This is a genomic window from Microbacterium kunmingense (assembly GCF_023155745.1).
Lineage (GTDB): Bacteria > Actinomycetota > Actinomycetes > Actinomycetales > Microbacteriaceae > Microbacterium > Microbacterium kunmingense.
Genome location: NZ_JAKNUS010000002.1, coordinates 284,235 through 300,477 on the forward strand (window position 1 = coordinate 284,235; position 16,243 = coordinate 300,477).

At 71.7% G+C, this 16,243-nt stretch carries 12 protein-coding genes and 1 pseudogene; 2 read left to right on the top strand and 11 right to left on the bottom strand.

What is annotated here, in order from left to right; genetic code table 11:
* Nucleotides 1–4: 4 nt before the first annotated feature.
* The 7 genes and pseudogenes from MA875_RS04070 to MA875_RS17735 form a co-directional block, all read right to left on the bottom strand.
* Nucleotides 5–1,297 (bottom strand): S8 family serine peptidase, encoded by a 1,293-nt coding sequence (locus tag MA875_RS04070; protein ID WP_248240443.1) that lies wholly within the window; start codon nt 1,295–1,297, stop codon nt 5–7.
* Entirely contained in the window at nt 1,294–1,809 is a 516-nt protein-coding gene (locus MA875_RS04075) for a DUF501 domain-containing protein (protein WP_248240444.1), read from the bottom strand. The genes MA875_RS04070 and MA875_RS04075 overlap by 4 nt, the downstream gene beginning before the upstream one ends.
* 9 nt (nt 1,810–1,818) lie before the next feature.
* Nucleotides 1,819–2,241, bottom strand: coding sequence for a septum formation initiator family protein (locus MA875_RS04080; RefSeq protein WP_248240445.1), 423 nt, complete (start codon nt 2,239–2,241; stop codon nt 1,819–1,821).
* A 106-nt stretch (nt 2,242–2,347) separates the two neighbouring features.
* Nucleotides 2,348–3,628, bottom strand: a complete 1,281-nt coding sequence (eno, locus tag MA875_RS04085; RefSeq protein WP_248240447.1) for a phosphopyruvate hydratase — start codon at nt 3,626–3,628, stop codon at nt 2,348–2,350.
* A gap of 88 nt (nt 3,629–3,716) precedes the next feature.
* Complete coding sequence (locus MA875_RS04090; RefSeq protein WP_248240449.1) at nt 3,717–4,385, bottom strand: O-methyltransferase; 669 nt, start codon at nt 4,383–4,385, stop codon at nt 3,717–3,719.
* A 32-nt stretch (nt 4,386–4,417) separates the two neighbouring features.
* Nucleotides 4,418–4,699: an SGNH/GDSL hydrolase family protein gene (locus MA875_RS17730; protein WP_248240681.1), complete on the bottom strand. Its 282-nt coding sequence runs from the start codon at nt 4,697–4,699 to the stop codon at nt 4,418–4,420.
* Between the two features lie 62 nt (nt 4,700–4,761).
* A pseudogene (locus MA875_RS17735) lies at nt 4,762–5,190 on the bottom strand (GDSL-type esterase/lipase family protein); the annotation flags it as partial.
* 110 nt (nt 5,191–5,300) lie between these two features.
* Between MA875_RS17735 and MA875_RS04105 the strand changes: the two are divergent.
* Nucleotides 5,301–6,563 (top strand): APC family permease, encoded by a 1,263-nt coding sequence (locus MA875_RS04105; protein ID WP_248240451.1) that lies wholly within the window; start codon nt 5,301–5,303, stop codon nt 6,561–6,563.
* Here the strand turns inward: MA875_RS04105 and hisS are convergent, their stop codons facing one another.
* Genes hisS through MA875_RS04120 form a run of 3 tightly spaced genes read right to left on the bottom strand, consistent with a single transcriptional unit; the run spans nt 6,564 to nt 9,773 of the window.
* Complete coding sequence (gene hisS, locus MA875_RS04110) at nt 6,564–7,844, bottom strand: histidine--tRNA ligase (protein ID WP_248240669.1); 1,281 nt, start codon at nt 7,842–7,844, stop codon at nt 6,564–6,566.
* A 31-nt stretch (nt 7,845–7,875) separates the two neighbouring features.
* Nucleotides 7,876–8,562 (bottom strand): nucleoside triphosphate pyrophosphohydrolase, encoded by a 687-nt coding sequence (locus MA875_RS04115; RefSeq protein ID WP_248240453.1) that lies wholly within the window; start codon nt 8,560–8,562, stop codon nt 7,876–7,878.
* 14 nt (nt 8,563–8,576) lie between these two features.
* A complete protein-coding gene (locus MA875_RS04120; RefSeq protein WP_248240455.1) occupies nt 8,577–9,773 on the bottom strand; it encodes a Na+/H+ antiporter NhaA in 1,197 nt (398 codons plus the stop codon).
* 132 nt (nt 9,774–9,905) lie between these two features.
* On the opposite strand from MA875_RS04120, the gene MA875_RS04125 reads away from it, so the two are divergent.
* The gene (locus MA875_RS04125; protein WP_248240458.1) at nt 9,906–12,575 is read left to right on the top strand and encodes a phosphoenolpyruvate carboxylase; all 2,670 of its coding nucleotides are present in this window, start codon (nt 9,906–9,908) and stop codon (nt 12,573–12,575) included.
* Here MA875_RS04125 and mfd read toward each other — a convergent pair.
* The gene (gene mfd, locus MA875_RS04130; protein WP_248240459.1) at nt 12,560–16,198 is read right to left on the bottom strand and encodes a transcription-repair coupling factor; all 3,639 of its coding nucleotides are present in this window, start codon (nt 16,196–16,198) and stop codon (nt 12,560–12,562) included. The two genes, MA875_RS04125 and mfd, sit on opposite strands and share 16 nt — an antisense overlap.
* Nucleotides 16,199–16,243 lie beyond the last annotated feature (45 nt).

Sequence of the window (16,243 nt, forward strand, 5' to 3'; positions counted from 1 at the left end):
TAGATCAACGGCTCGGCGTGCGGGACGCCAATCGGACGCGTCGGACAGCAGCGGTGACGCCGAGCGCCACCAGTATAGCCCCGACGGTCACCGCCCCGAGCGGCAGGGTGCCGTACAGGAGCGTCTGCGCCGTGGGGAGGAACGGCGACCCGGGAGCGCCCACGGCGTCAGCCGGCGGAAGGGGAGGCACCTCCACCGTGTTCGGCGTCGGCTGCGGCTCGGGCGCGCCGGTGCTCTCGGCCCGCCGGTACAGTCGCACCCACTCCCGCAGGTCGCCGAGCGGATTCTGCGTCACCTCCGGCACGGTCGCCGTGAGAGCCGCTGCGGCATCGATCAGCCCGTAGCCGTAGAGCGGATCGGGCACAGCAACCCCGGGCACGGGACGCGCGGTGGAGATGATCCGGTTGATGACGTTGGCCGCGTCGAGGTCGGGATAGGCGGAGCGCACCAGAGCGGCGACCCCGGCGACGATGGGGGCTGCCCCGCTGGTGCCGTTCCACGACACGACCCTGCCGTCGGCGGAGATGCCGAGGAGGTTCTCACTCGGTGCGGCGACGCCGATGGTGATCCCCTGCGTGGAGGCCTCCACACTCGCACGGCCCGCGGGGTCGACGCCGCCGACGGCGAGCACGCCGGGGATGGTCGCCGGAGCTCCGACCCGCGTCGTGCCGGTGCCGCGATTGCCCGCGGCCACCACGACGACCACGTCGTTGTCGAAGGCGTAGAGGAACGCATCATCCCAGCTGGGGTCCCAGTCGGGCGTGTTCGTCGTCAGCGAGAGGTTGATGATGTCGGCGCCGTTGTCCACGGACCAGCGGACGGCCTCGGCGATCTGCTCGGCGAAGGGCACCGGGGAGGAGTTGCCCACGCCGATCGAGACGGAGAGCAGTTCGGCCGCAGGCGCCACGCCGATCATGCCGGTGTCGGGACCGGTGCCGCGCGCCGCGGCGAGCGAGGCGACCCAGCTGCCGTGATTGCCGTCGACCGCGCCGACCGGCAGCCGGCCGTCGGGCGCTCCGATGTCGGAGACATCCGTGCCTCCGACGACCGCGCCGGCGAACTCGACGGGTCCGCGGCCGATCCCGGTGTCGATGATGGCGATGCGGGAGCCCTCACCGCGCGTCGTGCGCCACGCGTCACGGATGCCGTAGTCGTCGAGCCAGTACTCCGCCGCGCGCACCGGGTCGGTCGCCGCCGTGTCGGGGGTCGGCGTCGCGGCCGCGGCCGGGGTGACCAGACCCCCGATCAGACCCGCGACGACGAGCCCGATCGCCGCGGCCCGGCCGCGGCGGGTCATCCGCTCTCCTCCGGCGGGCAGGCGCAGACCTCGGACGACCACGCAGCCCGGGACAGTGCGGCATCGCCGACCGGGTTCACCCCGGGGCCGGCAGCGAGGGCGTGCGCCGCCAGCGCGTGAAGGCACTTCACGCGCGTGGGCATGCCACCCGCGGATATCCCGGCGATCTCGGGCACTTCGCCGAACTGCGCTCGGTCGGCGAGGTACTGCTCGTGGGCCCGGCGGTAGGCCGATATCAGCTCGGGGTCGGCCTCCATCTCTGCGAGGAGCTCGGGCATCACGTGTCCGGCCTCGAGCGCCGACATCGCGGCGGTCGCGGCGGGGTGGGTCAGGTAGTAGAACGTGGGGAACGGCGTCCCGTCGGGGAGGCGGGGCGCTGTCGCGACGACGGTGGGGTTGCCGCAGACGCATCGCGCGGCGATGCCCAGCACGCCGCGCGCCGGGCGCCCCAACTGCCGACGCAGCACGGCGAGATCGGCGTCGCTCACAGGCGGATACGGGGGCCTCGTCACCCCGCCAGGCTACCCGGGGTCGCTGACGCTGGTGGCCAGGCCCGCCTCGGTGACCGAGCGGATGAGCTGCGACATCCAGTCGGTGCGGGTGCGCTCGACCTCGTCACTGACCGCGCCCTGCTCCTGCGGCACATCCTCGGGCGGCAGGTCGTTGTCGACCAGGTAGACCACCTCTCCGGGGCGGACGTAGTAGAGCCGCTCCCGGGCCTCGGTCGTGATGTAGGCCGGGTCGGTCCATCGCTCGCGCTCGGACTCGAGTTCCTCGATCTGCTCCCGGGTGAGCTGTACCGACCGCTCGAGCGCAGCGATCTGCCGCCGCTGATCGAGGTAGGTGCCGACGGTCGGTACGAGGACGAAGGCGGCGAGCACCACCAGCCCCAGCATGATCACCATGAACCCCGACAGGCGGATGCCGCCGAGCCAGCCGCGCACGTCGACGGGGCGACGTCCCGGGCGCCGTCTCCGGCGCGCGGGGGATGGCGAAGGGGGAGCCGATCTCGTGGTCACGGCTCCCCCTTCGTCGATGATCAGCGGCGCGTCAGCCCCGGTAGCGGGGGAAGGCCGAGCGGCCGGCGAATTCCGCGGCGTCGCCCAGCTCCTCCTCGATGCGCAGAAGCTGATTGTATTTCGCGACGCGCTCGCTGCGAGCGGGCGCGCCGGTCTTGATCTGACCCGCGTTCACCGCCACCGCGAGGTCGGCGATGGTGGTGTCCTCGGTCTCGCCCGAGCGGTGGGAGAGCATGGAAGCGTACCCCGACCGGGTGGCGAGGGAGATGGCGTCCAGCGTCTCGGAGAGCGTGCCGATCTGGTTCACCTTCACCAGCAGCGCGTTGGCGACGCCGCGCGAGATGCCGTCGGCGAGACGGGTGGGGTTGGTGACGAACAGGTCATCGCCGACCAGCTGCACCTTCGACCCGATGGCGTCGGTCAGGCTCTTCCAGCCGTCCCAGTCGTCCTCGGCCAGCGCATCCTCGATGGTGACGATCGGGTAGTTCGCGACGAGGTCGGTGAAGTACGAGATGAGCTCGTCGACGCTCCACGCCTTGCCCTCGACGGTGTAGACGCCGTCGGCGAAGAACTCCGTCGCCGCCACGTCCAGACCCACGGCGATGTCGGCGCCCGGGGTGAAGCCGGCCTTCTCGATCGCGCGGATGAGGAAGTCCAGGCCCTCGCGGTTGCTCGGCAGATCGGGGGCGAAGCCCCCCTCGTCGCCGAGACCGGTGGCGAACCCGGCGGACTTCAGCTCGCCCTTCAGGACGTGGTAGACCTCGGTGCCCCACCGCAGCGACTCGGCGTAGGTGTCGGCTCCGATGGGAGCGAGGAAGAACTCCTGGAAGTCGATGCCGTTGTCGGCGTGCTCGCCGCCGTTGATGACGTTGAACAGCGGTACCGGCAGGAGGTGGGCGTTGGGTCCGCCCAGGTAGCGGAACAGCGGCAGGTCGGCGCTGTCGGCGGCGGCCTTGGCCACGGCGAGGCTGACGCCGAGGATGGCGTTGGCGCCCGTGCGGGACTTGTTCTCGGTGCCGTCGGTCTCGATCAGGATCTCGTCGATGATGCGCTGCTCGCTGGCCTCGACGCCTTCGATCGCGGGGCCGAGCTCGTCGATGACGGCGGCGACGGCCTTGAGCACGCCCTTGCCGCCGTAGCGGCTCTTGTCGCCGTCGCGCAACTCGTACGCTTCGAAGGCTCCGGTGGACGCGCCCGAGGGCACGGCCGCCCGCTGGACGATGCCGTCGTCGAGCAGCACCTCCACCTCGACGGTCGGGTTGCCGCGCGAATCCAGGATCTCGCGCGCGCCTACAGCCTCGATTGATGCCACGGGGTGTCTCCTTGCTCGTGGAGGGCGTCGTCCGCCCGATGAAACGGTGGAGCGTCGTCGGTCCGTCACCGAGTCTAGTGACGAGGATTCACACCACCACGGCCACCGCCACGCCGTCCCATCCCTTCGCATCCAGGGTCTGCAGGGCGGTGGCATCGAAACGCGGGTCGCGGGCGAGCATCTCCAGTCCCCGGCGCACACCGTGCACCTGCGGGGTCTCGCTGGCGGGATCGGCCACCCCGCCGGAGCGCACCACGTTGTCGACGATCACCACGGCGCCGGTCCTGGCGAGCCGAGCCGCCCAGTCGAGGTAGACGGTGTTGGACTCCTTGTCGGCGTCGATGAAGACCAGGTCGAACGGCTGCTCGTCGGCGAGAGTGGGAAGCACGTCGGCGGCGCGGCCCTCGAGGACCCGCACCCGGTCCGAGACCCCGGCGCGGGCGAGATTGGACCTCGCCACCTCGGCGTTGACGGGCTCGGCCTCGATCGTCACGACCACGCCGTCCGCCGGCAGCGCCCGCGCCATCCAGATCGCCGAGTATCCCCCGAGCGTTCCGATCTCCAGGACGCGGTGCGCTCCGCTCACGCGCACCATGAGGTGCAGGAACTTCCCGGTGAGCGGCGCCACCTCGATCGCGGGGAGCCCGGCGGCACGCTGGTCGGCGACCGCATCGCGGAGCGCAGGGTCGTCGCCGACGAGCGTGCGCGTGAGGTAGCGATCGACGCGCGACCACGATTCGGGCGTGGGCAGGGTCATTCCCCTAGCCAACAAGCGGCGGCCCTCGCGCGTCAAGGTCGAGCCGACCATTCCGCGGCCAGCGCGGGCACGAGCGCCTCGGCGGTGCGTCGGTACCCCTGGGCGCTCGGGTGGAACCTGTCGGCGCTGAACATCCTGTCGGGCTCCTCGGCGAACAGGCGTCCGACGGCGTGGCGCAGGGACACCGGCCGCGCGCCTTCGCGGCGCGCGACGCGTGCCTGAGCGATCGCGAGCCGACGCGACAACCGCGAGAGCAGCGTCCGCAGCGGCTGAGGCACCGGGCGGAGCGCTCCGAGGTCGGGGCAGGTCCCCACGACGACCCCCCGCCGCGGCCGCGGAGGACCCGGACGGCGTCGCCGAGGTGGCCGAGCGAGACATCCTTCGGCACGCGATGGGTGACATCGTTCCCCCCGACGATGATCAGCGCGAGCTGCGGACACAGATCGCGCGGGAGGTGCGCGATCTGGGAGGGGAGGTCGGATGACTCGGAGCCGACGACCGCGACGGATCGAAGTCGCACGGGGCGCGTCACCGCCGCCCCGAGGCCCTTGGCCACCCGCGCGCCGAGGGTGTCTTTCGGGCGTTCGGCGCCCAGACCCGCCGCGATGGAATCGCCGAGGACGACCAGGTCGAGCGGATCCCCGTGCTCACGGCGGCGCCAGACCCGGTTCGCATCCTGCACCTGCTCCCCCAGGGGCTTACCGATGCGGCGCCTGGCGAGGGCCGCCTGGCGGCGGAGGGCCCGGGGCGTGCTCAGCGCGATGAGGGCTCCGACCACGAGGAGGACGGGCGCGGCGCCCCGCATCGCTCGGGGAGCCCACGTCTGCGCCACGGGGCCATTGCACGCCGTCCCGGTGAACGGCCGGCGACCGGGAGGTGGCCGACGCGTCGTCCGGGCGCGATATGGTGCCGCTCGTGTCCACCCCCTCCCTCGCTCGGCGCCTCGGTCTCGGCGATGCGGTCTTCATCGGACTCGGCGCGATGCTCGGCGCCGGCGTCTTCGCCGCCTTCACTCCCGCGGCGCAGGCCGCGGGGGCAGGACTTCTCCTGGGGCTGGTGCTGGCCGGCGTGGTGGCATACGCCAACGCGACCTCCTCCGCGCAGCTCGCGGCGGTGTACCCGACCTCCGGCGGCACCTACGTCTACGGACGCGAGGAGCTGGGCGAGGGGTGGGGGTTCCTCGCGGGGTGGGGATTCGTCATCGGCAAGACCGCCAGCTGCGCGGCGATGGCCCTGACCTTCGCCGCCTACGTCGCCCCCGCGGGGTGGGAGCGCCCGCTCGCGATCGCCGCCGTCCTCGCCCTCGGCGCGGTCAACTGGTTCGGGATCACCCGGACCGCGCAGCTGACCCGCATCATCGTCGCCGTGGTGCTGTTCTGCTTGGCCGTCGCGGTGATCGCCGCCGGCGCGGGTGCGGCACAGGGCGCCGGGTCATCGTCCGTTCTCACAACGGACGTCTTCACCGGCGGGCCCTACGGCATCCTCCAGTCCGCGGGCCTGCTGTTCTTCGCCTTCGCCGGCTTCGCCCGCATCGCCACGATGGGCGAGGAGGTCCGCGATCCTGCGCGGATCATCCCGCGCGCGATCTCGCTCGCCTTCCTGATCGTCGTGGGCATCTACGCCGTCGTCGCCGTCGCGGTGCTCGCCGCCCTCGGCCCGGAGGCCACGGCCGCCTCATCCGATCCCGTTGCGGCGGCCGCAGCGACAGCGGGGTGGGCCTGGGTCGATCCGATCGTGCGGATCGGCGCGGCGGCCGCCTCACTCGGCGCCCTCCTCGCCCTCATCGCCGGAGTCGGACGAACGACGCTGGCGATGGCACGAGCACGCGATCTGCCGCCCTTCCTCGCGGCGGTGCACCCCCGATGGCGGGTGCCGCACCGCGCCGAGGCGGTGATCGTCCTGGTGGTGGTGCTGCTCGTGGCGTTCACCGACCTGCGCGGCGCGATCGGATTCTCCTCGTTCGGCGTGCTGACCTACTACCTCGTGGCGAACCTCTCCGCGCATCGGCAGCACGGGGACGCGCGACGCTACCCCCGCTGGCTGCAGGTCGTCGGCGCGGCAGGGTGCGTCGTGCTCTGCGTGACACTCCCCTGGCAGAGCGTGATCGCCGGCGCGGCGGTGCTCGCGATCGGTCTGCTCTACCGCGTGGTGCGTCTGCGCGTCACGCGCAACGGATGATCAGTCCAAGGGCTTGATCTGGAGCAGCTCCGCGTCGCTCTCACCGGCAGCCACCGTCGCGAAGGCCGTGAAGCCGTCGGCGCGGGCGCGCTCGAGCAGGGCCTTGATGTTCTTCGTCCGCTGCTCGAGGCGCACGCGTGCGCCGCGGCGAAGGAGCGCGGACTTCAGAGCCAACAGGTCCCCGACCGGCGCGTCGGAGTCGTGCACCAGCACGACGGCGTCGGAGACGGTCTCGTCGGTAGCCGGGACGAGGTCGACCAGGCGCTCGAAGCCCAGCGAGAACCCCACGGCGGGCACCTCCTGCCCGAGGAACCGCCCGATCATGCCGTCGTAGCGGCCTCCGCCGCCGAGCGAATACGACACCGCCGGGTGGGCGAGCTCGAAGATCGTGCCGGTGTAGTACCCCATCCCCCGCACGAGGAAGGGATCGAATCGGAGCGGGACGTCGGCACTGCCGGCCGCCATCCCGCGCGCCGCCGCCACGGCCTCGCCGAGCCCCACGAGGTGCGCCACGACGTCCTCGGGCATGCCACCGGGGAGTGCGCCACGGATCCCCTCCGCGGTGAGGGCGAAGCCGGAGCCGGCCGCAGAGGCGGCCAGGTGGGAGAGGTGGGCCGCCACCGCGCTCACCGCCTCGTCGGCTGCGCCGCGCTCGCGGAGCTCGGCCGTGACGCCGTCGGGGCCGACCTTGTCGAGCTTGTCGAGGGTGATGAGCATGCCCGCCCGCGCATCGACGGGGAACCCGAACGCCTCGAGCATCGCGTCCAGCAGCCGGCGGTCGTTGACGCGGACCTCGCCCCCCTCCAGACCCAGCGCATCGAGGGTGTCGAGGGTCGCCACGACCAGTTCGGCCTCGGCGCGCGACGTGGCGTCGCCGATGATGTCGATGTCGCACTGCACGAATTGGCGATACCGCCCCTTCTGCGGTCGCTCGGCGCGCCAGACCGGAGCGATCTGCACCGCGCGGAAGACGCGGGGAAGCTCGGCGCGGTGACTGGCGTAGAAGCGGGCGAGGGGCACGGTGAGGTCGTACCGCAGGCCGAGATCGGTCAGGGCCGAGGGATCCTCGGCGGCGGCGCGGATCGCGTCGGCGTCGAGTCCGCGCTTGAGCACGTTGTAGGCGAGCTTCTCGTTGTCACCGCCGATCCCCGCGTGGAGCCGCGCGTGATCCTCCATGACCGGCGTCTCGATCTCATCGAAGCCGTGCACCCGGTAGCGGTCGCGGATGGTGCGGAGCACGCGTTCGCGGCGGGCTTTGTCGGCGGGGAGGAAATCGCGCATGCCGCGCGGCGGGGTGACGGTGGGCACCGGACTATCTTCCCAGGTCCTCCCGGCCCGCTCCGTCGCGCTCCGCCCGCTCGGCAAAGCGGATCTCCTCGCCGAGCCGGCGCAGCGCACCGCGCAGCGCCCGATCGGCGTCCCATCCCTCCGCGCGGGCCCGGCCGACGAGGGCGAGGAGGGCGTCGCCGAGCTCGGCCTCGGTCGAGGGCGGGGATACGGCCGCGGGGGCGACGGCGGGAGGGGTGAGGCCGGGGACCCGCGCCGCCTTCCCGAGCATCTTCTGCGCGAGGGCGAGCGCCGGCATCCGCTCCGACACCCCGTCGAGGACGCTCGTGCGCTCGCTCTTCTCCGCCGCCTTGGCCGCGTTCCAGTGGACGAGCACCTCCTCGGGTGTCGCGGCGACGGCGTCGCCGAAGACGTGCGGGTGACGGCGGCGCATCTTCTCCGCGAGCGCGGCCGCGACGTCGTCGATGTCGAACGGATCGGCGGGGTCCTCCGAGGCGATCTCCGCATGGAAGAGCACCTGCCAGAGGAGGTCGCCGAGCTCTTCGCGCAGGTCCGGGCGCGACCCCTCCTCGACGGCGTCGATGAGTTCGGCCGACTCCTCGACGAGGTAGGGCACGAGGTCGTCGTGGGTGATCGTGCGCGACCAGGCGCACCGTTGCCGCACCGCGTGCATCACCTCGGCCGCTCGCCGCAGCCCGTCGTCCTCGCTCATGCCCACTCCTCGTGTCAGGCGATGTCCCCCGCCGTCTTGGCCGGCTCGGGCAGCTCCTCGTCGGCGGTCTCGGGAGACACCCGACGATAGTGGCGCGCACGCTGGGCGACGAGGAACGCCGCGAAAATGATCGAGATCGCGGAGCCCGCGAGCACACCGAGGGTCGCCTCGTCGCGGACGAGCGGGCTGCCGGCGAAGGCGAGTTCGGACAGCAGCAGCGAGACGGTGAACCCGATGCCGCCCAGGGCGCCCGCCGCCAGCAGGTCGAGGAACGACAGCGGCGGCGTGGCGCCGCGACTGAGCAGGCGCATCGAGATCCAGCTGAAGACCGAGATGCCGATGATCTTGCCGACGGGCAGGGCCACGAGGATGCCCCAGAAGGCCGGCGACAGCTGCGTCGGCGAGACCGCCGGGATGACGACGAGGGCGGCGGAGAACGCGAACAGCGGCAGGACGAGACCGTTCACCCACGGCTCGAGGGCGTGCCGAGTCCGGAGCGCGGGCTGCTGCGCCATCGCGATACCGAGCGCGACGCCCGCGATGGTCGCGTGGACGCCCGAGAGGTAGACCAGAACCCAGGTGGCGAGGCCGATCACGACGAGGACGACGCCGATGGGGAGGCGCCCGCGGGTGTCGAGGCGTCGACTGAGGAACCCGAAGGCGATGACCAGCAGCGCGGCGACGGCCAGGAGCCCGACGTTGACGTCGGTGGTGAAGAGCACCGCGATGAAGATGATGCCGACGATGTCGTCGAGGATCGCCAGCGCGAGGAGGAAGATCCGGATGCCGGAGGGCAGCCCCTTGCCGAAGACGGCGAGGACGCCCAGGGCGAAGGCGATGTCGGTGGCGGTGGGGATCGGCCATCCGCCTGCGGCGTCGGATCGACCGGCGATGAGGAGGAAGATCGCGACCGGGATGATGACACCCCCGGCCGCGGCGATCGCCGGCTGGAGCGCCTTCTTGGCCGAGTTCAGCTCACCGCTGGTGAGCTCGTACTGCAGCTCCACGGCCACGACGAAGAAGAAGATCGCCAGCAGGCCGTCCTGGATCCAGTGACCGACCGACATCTCGAACACCCCGGGGATGCCGAGGTAGGTCTCCTTGAGCGCCTGCGCGGCGGGACCGATCGGCGAGTTGGCGACGATGAGCGCGGCCGCGGCGGCGGCGAGCAGCACGATGGCGGGAAAACGGGCAGAGCGAAGCAGGGACACAGGCGGTCCTTTCGTCGGTGTCTGGCGAGCACGATGAGACGCACGCCGACCAGGCTTCCCGGCACACCGGTCCCCATTCTACCGGGCGTCACGTGTGACATCCCCGTCACATGGCGGCGATACCGTGGGACCATGCGCGAACTCACCCAGACCGAGGCCATCGATCTCGTCGGTCGCTACGAGGCAGGGCAGGGCATTCCCGAATCCATGCGGGCGAACGTCCGGCTCCTCGGCGCCCTTCTCGGACAGGTCCTGCGCGAGAGCGGCTCCCCCGAGCTGTTCGACGACGTCGAGCGCCTGCGGATCGCGACCATCCAGGCCTACACCGACGAGACCGATGAGGCGTTCGCCCGCGCCGCCGAGATCGCCGACTCGTTCTCGGTGGCTCGGGCTGACGAAGTGGCCCGGGCCTTCACCTGCTACTTCCATCTGGCGAACCTCGTCGAGGAGCATCAGCGCGTGCGGGTCCTGCGCGAGCGCGATCGCACACCCGACGCCGACGGCGATTCCATTCCCGCGGCGTTCCGCACGCTCACCCAGGAGGTGGGCGAGGACGCCGCGACGAACCGTCTGCAGTCGCTCCGCTTCCACCCGGTCTTCACGGCCCACCCCACCGAGGCGCGACGCCGGGCGGTGTCGACGAGCATCCGGCGGCTCGCGGCACTCCTCGCCGAGCACGAGAGCGCCCCCGAGGGCGGCAGCGAGAAGCGGCGAGCGCGCCGGCGCATGCTGGAGGAGATCGACACGCTGTGGCGGACCGCGCCGCTGCGGCACGAGAAGCCCACGCCGACCGACGAGGTGCGCGCGGTCATGGCGGTGTTCGACGAAACGCTCTACACCGCCGTGCCCCACGTCTACCGTCGTGTCGACGACGCGCTCCAGGCCGACCGCGCCGGCAGCGCCGCACCCCTCGTCCGCCCGTTCGTGCGCATCGGGTCGTGGGTCGGCGGCGACCGGGACGGCAACCCGTTCGTGACGGCATCGGTCACCCGGAAGGCCGCGGCGATCGCCAGCGAGCATGTGCTGCGCGGGCTCGAGCGCTCCGCCGAGCGCATCGGACGCACCCTGACCCTGGATGCCGCGACCACTCCCCCCAGTCCCGAGGCCATCGCGCTGTGGCAGCGTCTGCGCACCGAGGACGACGACGCGGCCGCGGAGATCGCCGCGCGGTCGCCGCAGGAGCCGCATCGGCAGATCCTCCTCATGGTCGCCCGCAAGATCGAGGCCACGAGGCTCCGCAACGCCGACCTCGCCTACAGCGACCCGGAGGAGCTGCACCGCCACCTGCGCGTGGTGCAGGACTCGCTCGTCGCCGCGCGGGCGCCCCGGCAGGCCTACGGGCACCTGCAGCAGCTCATCTGGCAGGTGCAGACCTACGGGTTCCACCTGAGCGAGTTGGAGGTGCGCCAGCACTCCGCCGTGCACGCGAAGGTCCTCGCCGAGCTCGATGCCGGCGACCCGCGCTCGGAGCTGACCGAGGAGGTGCTCGACGTCTTCCGGGCGGTGCTCTTCCTCCAGGATCGCTACGGCCCGCGCGCCGCGGGGCGCTACATCGTGTCGTTCACCCAGTCGGCCGGCGACCTCGCCGCCGTCCACCGTCTCGCCCGCTACGCGGCGGGACCTGACGGTCGGGTTCCGGTCCTGGACGTCATCCCGCTGTTCGAAACGTTCGCCGACCTGCAGGCAGCCCCTCGGATCCTCGCCGAGATCATCGATCACCCCGAGTTCCGTGCGCGACTGGATGCCACGGGCCGACGGATGGAGGTCATGCTCGGCTACTCCGACTCGTCGAAGGACGTCGGACCGGTCGCGGCGACCCTGGCCCTCTACCAGGCACAGGCGCAGATCTCCGCGTGGGCGCAGGAGAACGGCATCGAGCTGACGCTGTTCCACGGGCGCGGCGGGGCACTCGGCCGCGGCGGTGGTCCCGCCAATTCCGCGATCCTCGCCCAACCACCGGGGTCGGTGGACGGACGGTTCAAGCTCACCGAGCAGGGCGAGGTGATCTTCGCCCGCTACGGCGACCCGGCGATCGCGATGCGTCACATCGATCAGGTGGTCGCGGCGATGCTCCTGGCCTCCTCCCCCTCGATCGAGGCGCGCAACCGTGCCGCGGCGGAGCGGTTCGCCGCGGTCGCGGCCCGGATGGACGAGGCGTCCCGGGCGCGGTTCTTCGAGCTGGTGAAGGCGCCCGGCTTCGCCCCGTGGTTCGCCCAGGTCACCCCGATGGAGGAGATCGGACTGCTCGCGCTCGGATCCCGCCCGGCCCGCCGGGGCCTGTCGGTGGAATCGCTCGCCGATCTGCGCGCCATCCCGTGGGTGTTCGCGTGGACTCAGGCGCGGATCAACCTGGCCGGCTGGTTCGGTCTCGGAACGGCGCTGGAGGCCGTCGGCGACGAGGAGGTGCTGCGCAGCGCTTACCAGGAGTGGCCGCTGTTCCGTACCCTCATCGACAACGTCGCGATGAGCCTCGCCAAGGCCGACGCCCGCATCGCCCGTCGCTACCTCGACCTCGGCGACCGCGCCGACCTGGCGGATCTGGTGATGGACGAGATGGAGCTCACGCGGGCCTGGGTCATCCGGGTGACCGGCGGCGCCGAGCTACTCGGCAGCAAGCCGGTGCTGCAGCGCGCGGTGAAGATGCGCAGCCCCTACGTCGACGCCCTGTCCCTGCTGCAGCTGCGGGCGCTCAGGGCGCTGCGCCGGGACGCGCAGGCGGGCTCCCCCGCAGACCCCGAGCAGCAGCGCCTTCTGCTGCTCTCGGTCAGCGGGGTCGCGGCGGGTCTTCAGAACACCGGCTGACCCTCGGTGGCGGGTTCTCCGGCGGGTTCCGGCGCGGGCTCGGGCCACAGCTGCGCGAGGAGCTGATCGACCCAGGCCAGCAGCTCGGCGTCGCCGAGGGGTGCGTCGCCTGCCCGCGGCAGCGGCACGACCAGCGCCTCGCCGCCGGCGAGCAGCTTCGCCTTGGGGTGCAGCCGCTGGAGTCGAACCCGCAGGGAGTCGGGGAGGTCGGCCGGCGCGATCCGCAGGTTCGGACCCATCGCCACGACATCGGTGAGGCCCGCCCGCGCGGCCTTTCGCCGCAGCCGCGCGACCGCCACCAGTCCGTCGACCTCGGCGGGGGGCTCGCCGTACCGATCGCGCAGCTCGTCGATCACCGCGTCGATCGGATCGCGCTCGTCGGTCCCGCGCGCCACGGCGGTCGGTGCAGCGGCCGCCGAAAGCTTCTGGTAGGCCTCCAGGCGCAGACGCTCACTGTCGATGTAGTCCTCGGGAAGCCGCGCCTGCACCGGCAGCTCGAGCCGCAGCTCGGTCGGCCCCTCGGTGTCCTCCCCGCGGAAGGTGGCCACGGCCTCGCCGATCATGCGCAGGTACAGATCGAACCCGACACCGGCGATGTGACCGGCCTGTTCGGCACCCAGGAGGTTTCCCGCACCGCGCAGCTCGAGGTCCTTCAGCGCCACCTGCATGCCGCTGCCGAGGTCGTTGTTGACGGCGATCGTCTCCAGCCGGTCGGCGGCGGTCTCGGACAGCGGCTTGTTCTCGTCGTATAGGAAGTACGCGTAGGCCCGCTCGCGTGCCCGTCCCACCCGTCCGCGCAGCTGGTGCAGCTGCGACAGGCCGTACTTGTCGGCCCGGTCGATGATGATCGTGTTGGCATTGGCGATGTCGAGCCCGGTCTCGATGATGGTGGTGCAGACCAGCACGTCCGCCCGGCGCTCCCAGAAGTCGTCGACAACCTGTTCGAGCTGGTGCTCCCCCATCTGACCGTGCGCGACCGCCACACGTGCCTCGGGGACGAGCTCTGCGATGTGCGCCGCCACCCGCTGGATCGACGAGACCCGGTTGTGCACGTAGAACACCTGGCCCTCGCGCAGGAGCTCCCGTCGGATCGCCGCGGTGATCTGCTTGTCGTTGCGCGCGCCGACATAGGTCAGGATCGGATGCCGGTCCTCGGGCGGTGTCGCGAGGGTCGACATCTCGCGGATGCCGGTCACGGCCATCTCGAGCGTCCGCGGGATCGGGGTCGCGCTCATAGCGAGGATGTCGACATTGGTCTTGAGCTTCTTCAGGGCGTCCTTGTGCTCCACGCCAAAGCGCTGCTCCTCGTCGATGATCATGAGCCCGAGGTCTTTGAAGATCACCTGCTCGGTGAGGATCCGGTGGGTGCCGATGACCATGTCGATCGTCCCGTCGGCCAGGCCCGCGACGACCTCCTTGGCCTGCTTGTCGGTCTGGAACCGCGAGAGCGGCCGCACCTTGACGGGGAAGCCGGCGAAGCGCTCGGTGAAGGTCTCGAGGTGCTGCTTGACCAGCAGGGTCGTCGGCACGAGCATCGCGACCTGCTTGCCGTCCTGGATCGCCTTGAACGCCGCGCGCACCGCGACCTCGGTCTTGCCGAAGCCGACGTCGCCCGACAGCAGGCGATCCATGGGGATGGGCTTTTCCATGTCGGCCTTGATCTCATCGATCGTCTGCAGCTGATCCGGAGTCTCGGCGAACGGGAACGCCTCTTCCAGCTCGCGCTGCCACGGGGTGTCGGGCCCGAAGGCATGACCGCGTGCCGCCATCCGGGCCGAGTAGAGCTTGACCAGCTCGACGGCGATGTCACGGACGGCCTTGCGAGCCCGCCCCTTGGCCTGGGCCCAGTCGCTCCCGCCCATCTTCGACAGGGTGGGTGCCTCACCGCCGACGTACTTCGACAGCAGGTCGAGCTGATCGGTGGGGACGAAGAGCTTGTCGCCGGGGTAGCCGCGCTTGGACGGCGCGTACTCGAGCACCAGGTACTCCCGGACGCTCTTGACGGCGTTGCGCCCCCCGCTGGACACCTCGCGCTGGGTGAGCTCGACGAAGCGGCCGATGCCGTGAGTGGAGTGCACGACGTAGTCGCCGGGCTTCAGCTGCAGCGGATCAACGACGTTCCGTCGCCGCGACGCGAGCTTCTTCACCACGCGGGAGTCCCCGCCGACGGTTCGACCGTAGAACTCCGACTCGGTCATCACCGACAGCTGCGCCTCGGCGACCTCGAACCCGCGCTCGAGGGAGCAGGCGACGACCTGGGCGACGCCCGGCTCGGGCACGTCGTCGATGGAGTCCACCCGGCGGGCGGCGAGCCCCCGCTCGGCGAGCACGTCGCGGGCCCGCTCGACAAGTCCACCGCCGGAGGCCATGACCACGACCCGCCACCCCGCGCGGAGCCTGTCGGCGACATGGCTGATCGCTCCGTCGACGTTCCCCTGGAACGAGGGGACGGATGCCGCGGCCACGCGTGTGACGCCGGTGTCGGCGGCATCCAGCAATCCCTCGGCCGACGCATCGGCGGCCCCGGAGTCGAACGAGCTGAGGCTCCACCAGACGCCGCCGCGGGCGGCAGCGACCTCCCGCAGTCGCGGCAGGGGGACGAAATCGCCGGCACCCAGATCGATGGGCGACGCCGCTCCCGACGTCGCCGCGTTCCACGCGGCATCCAGGAACTCCCGGTTGGTGTCGCTGAGCGTGGTGGCCCTCGTCACCGCGCGCTCGGGATCGACCAGTGCCACCGCGGCACCGCGGGGGAAGTAGTCCACCAGCGTGACGAGCTGATCGACGACCGCCGGCATCAGCGACTCCATGCCCTCGACGGGAATGCCCTCGGCCATCTTCTCGAGCATGCCGCGGAGCCCCGGAAACTCGTCCTTCAACTGACGGGCGCGGTCGCGGACGGCGGGGGTCAGGATGAGCTCGCGGCTCGCGAGGAGACTGACCGCCGTGACCTCGCCCGGCAGCGAACGCTGGTCGGCCACGGAGAACGCCCGGATCTGGTCGACCTCGTCGCCGAAGAACTCCACCCGGTAGGGGTGCTCCGCCGTGGGCGGGAAGACGTCGAGGATGCCGCCGCGGAGGGCGAACTCGCCGCGCCGCGAGACCATGTCCACGCGGTGGTACGCGCGCTCGACGAGCATCGCGGCCACCTGGCCGAGGTCGTGACCGCGCTCGCCGACGGCGAGCTCGATGGGTGTGGCCTCGTCCAGACCCGCCGCCAGCGGCTGCACCGCGCCGCGCACCGAGGCGGTCACCACGAGGGTGTCGTCGGACCCCAGCCGCGCGAGGCGTCCGAGGACGTCGAGTCGGCGCCCCACGATCTCGGGGGTAGGACTCAGCCGCTCGTGCGGCAGGGTCTCCCAGGCCGGGAAGTGACGCACCTCGGCGTGGGGAAGCAGCGCCTGCAGCGCCGGGCCCAGGGTCTCCGCACGGCGACCGGTGGGCGCGATCGCCAGGAGCACCGCGGGCTTGCCCGCTGCGCGCCGGCGCTCCAGCAGGGCCGCGAGCAGCGGCGCATCCAGTCCTTCGATCACCGAGTACTCGGCGTCCGCCGCGCCGGCGGCCACCGCCTCCCGGAAGGAGTCAGCCTGCTCGAGGGCGCGCACGATCCCGGGAATTGTCACCGCAGAAGTCTACGGTCGCCCGCCGACATCGGCTCCTAGGATGTC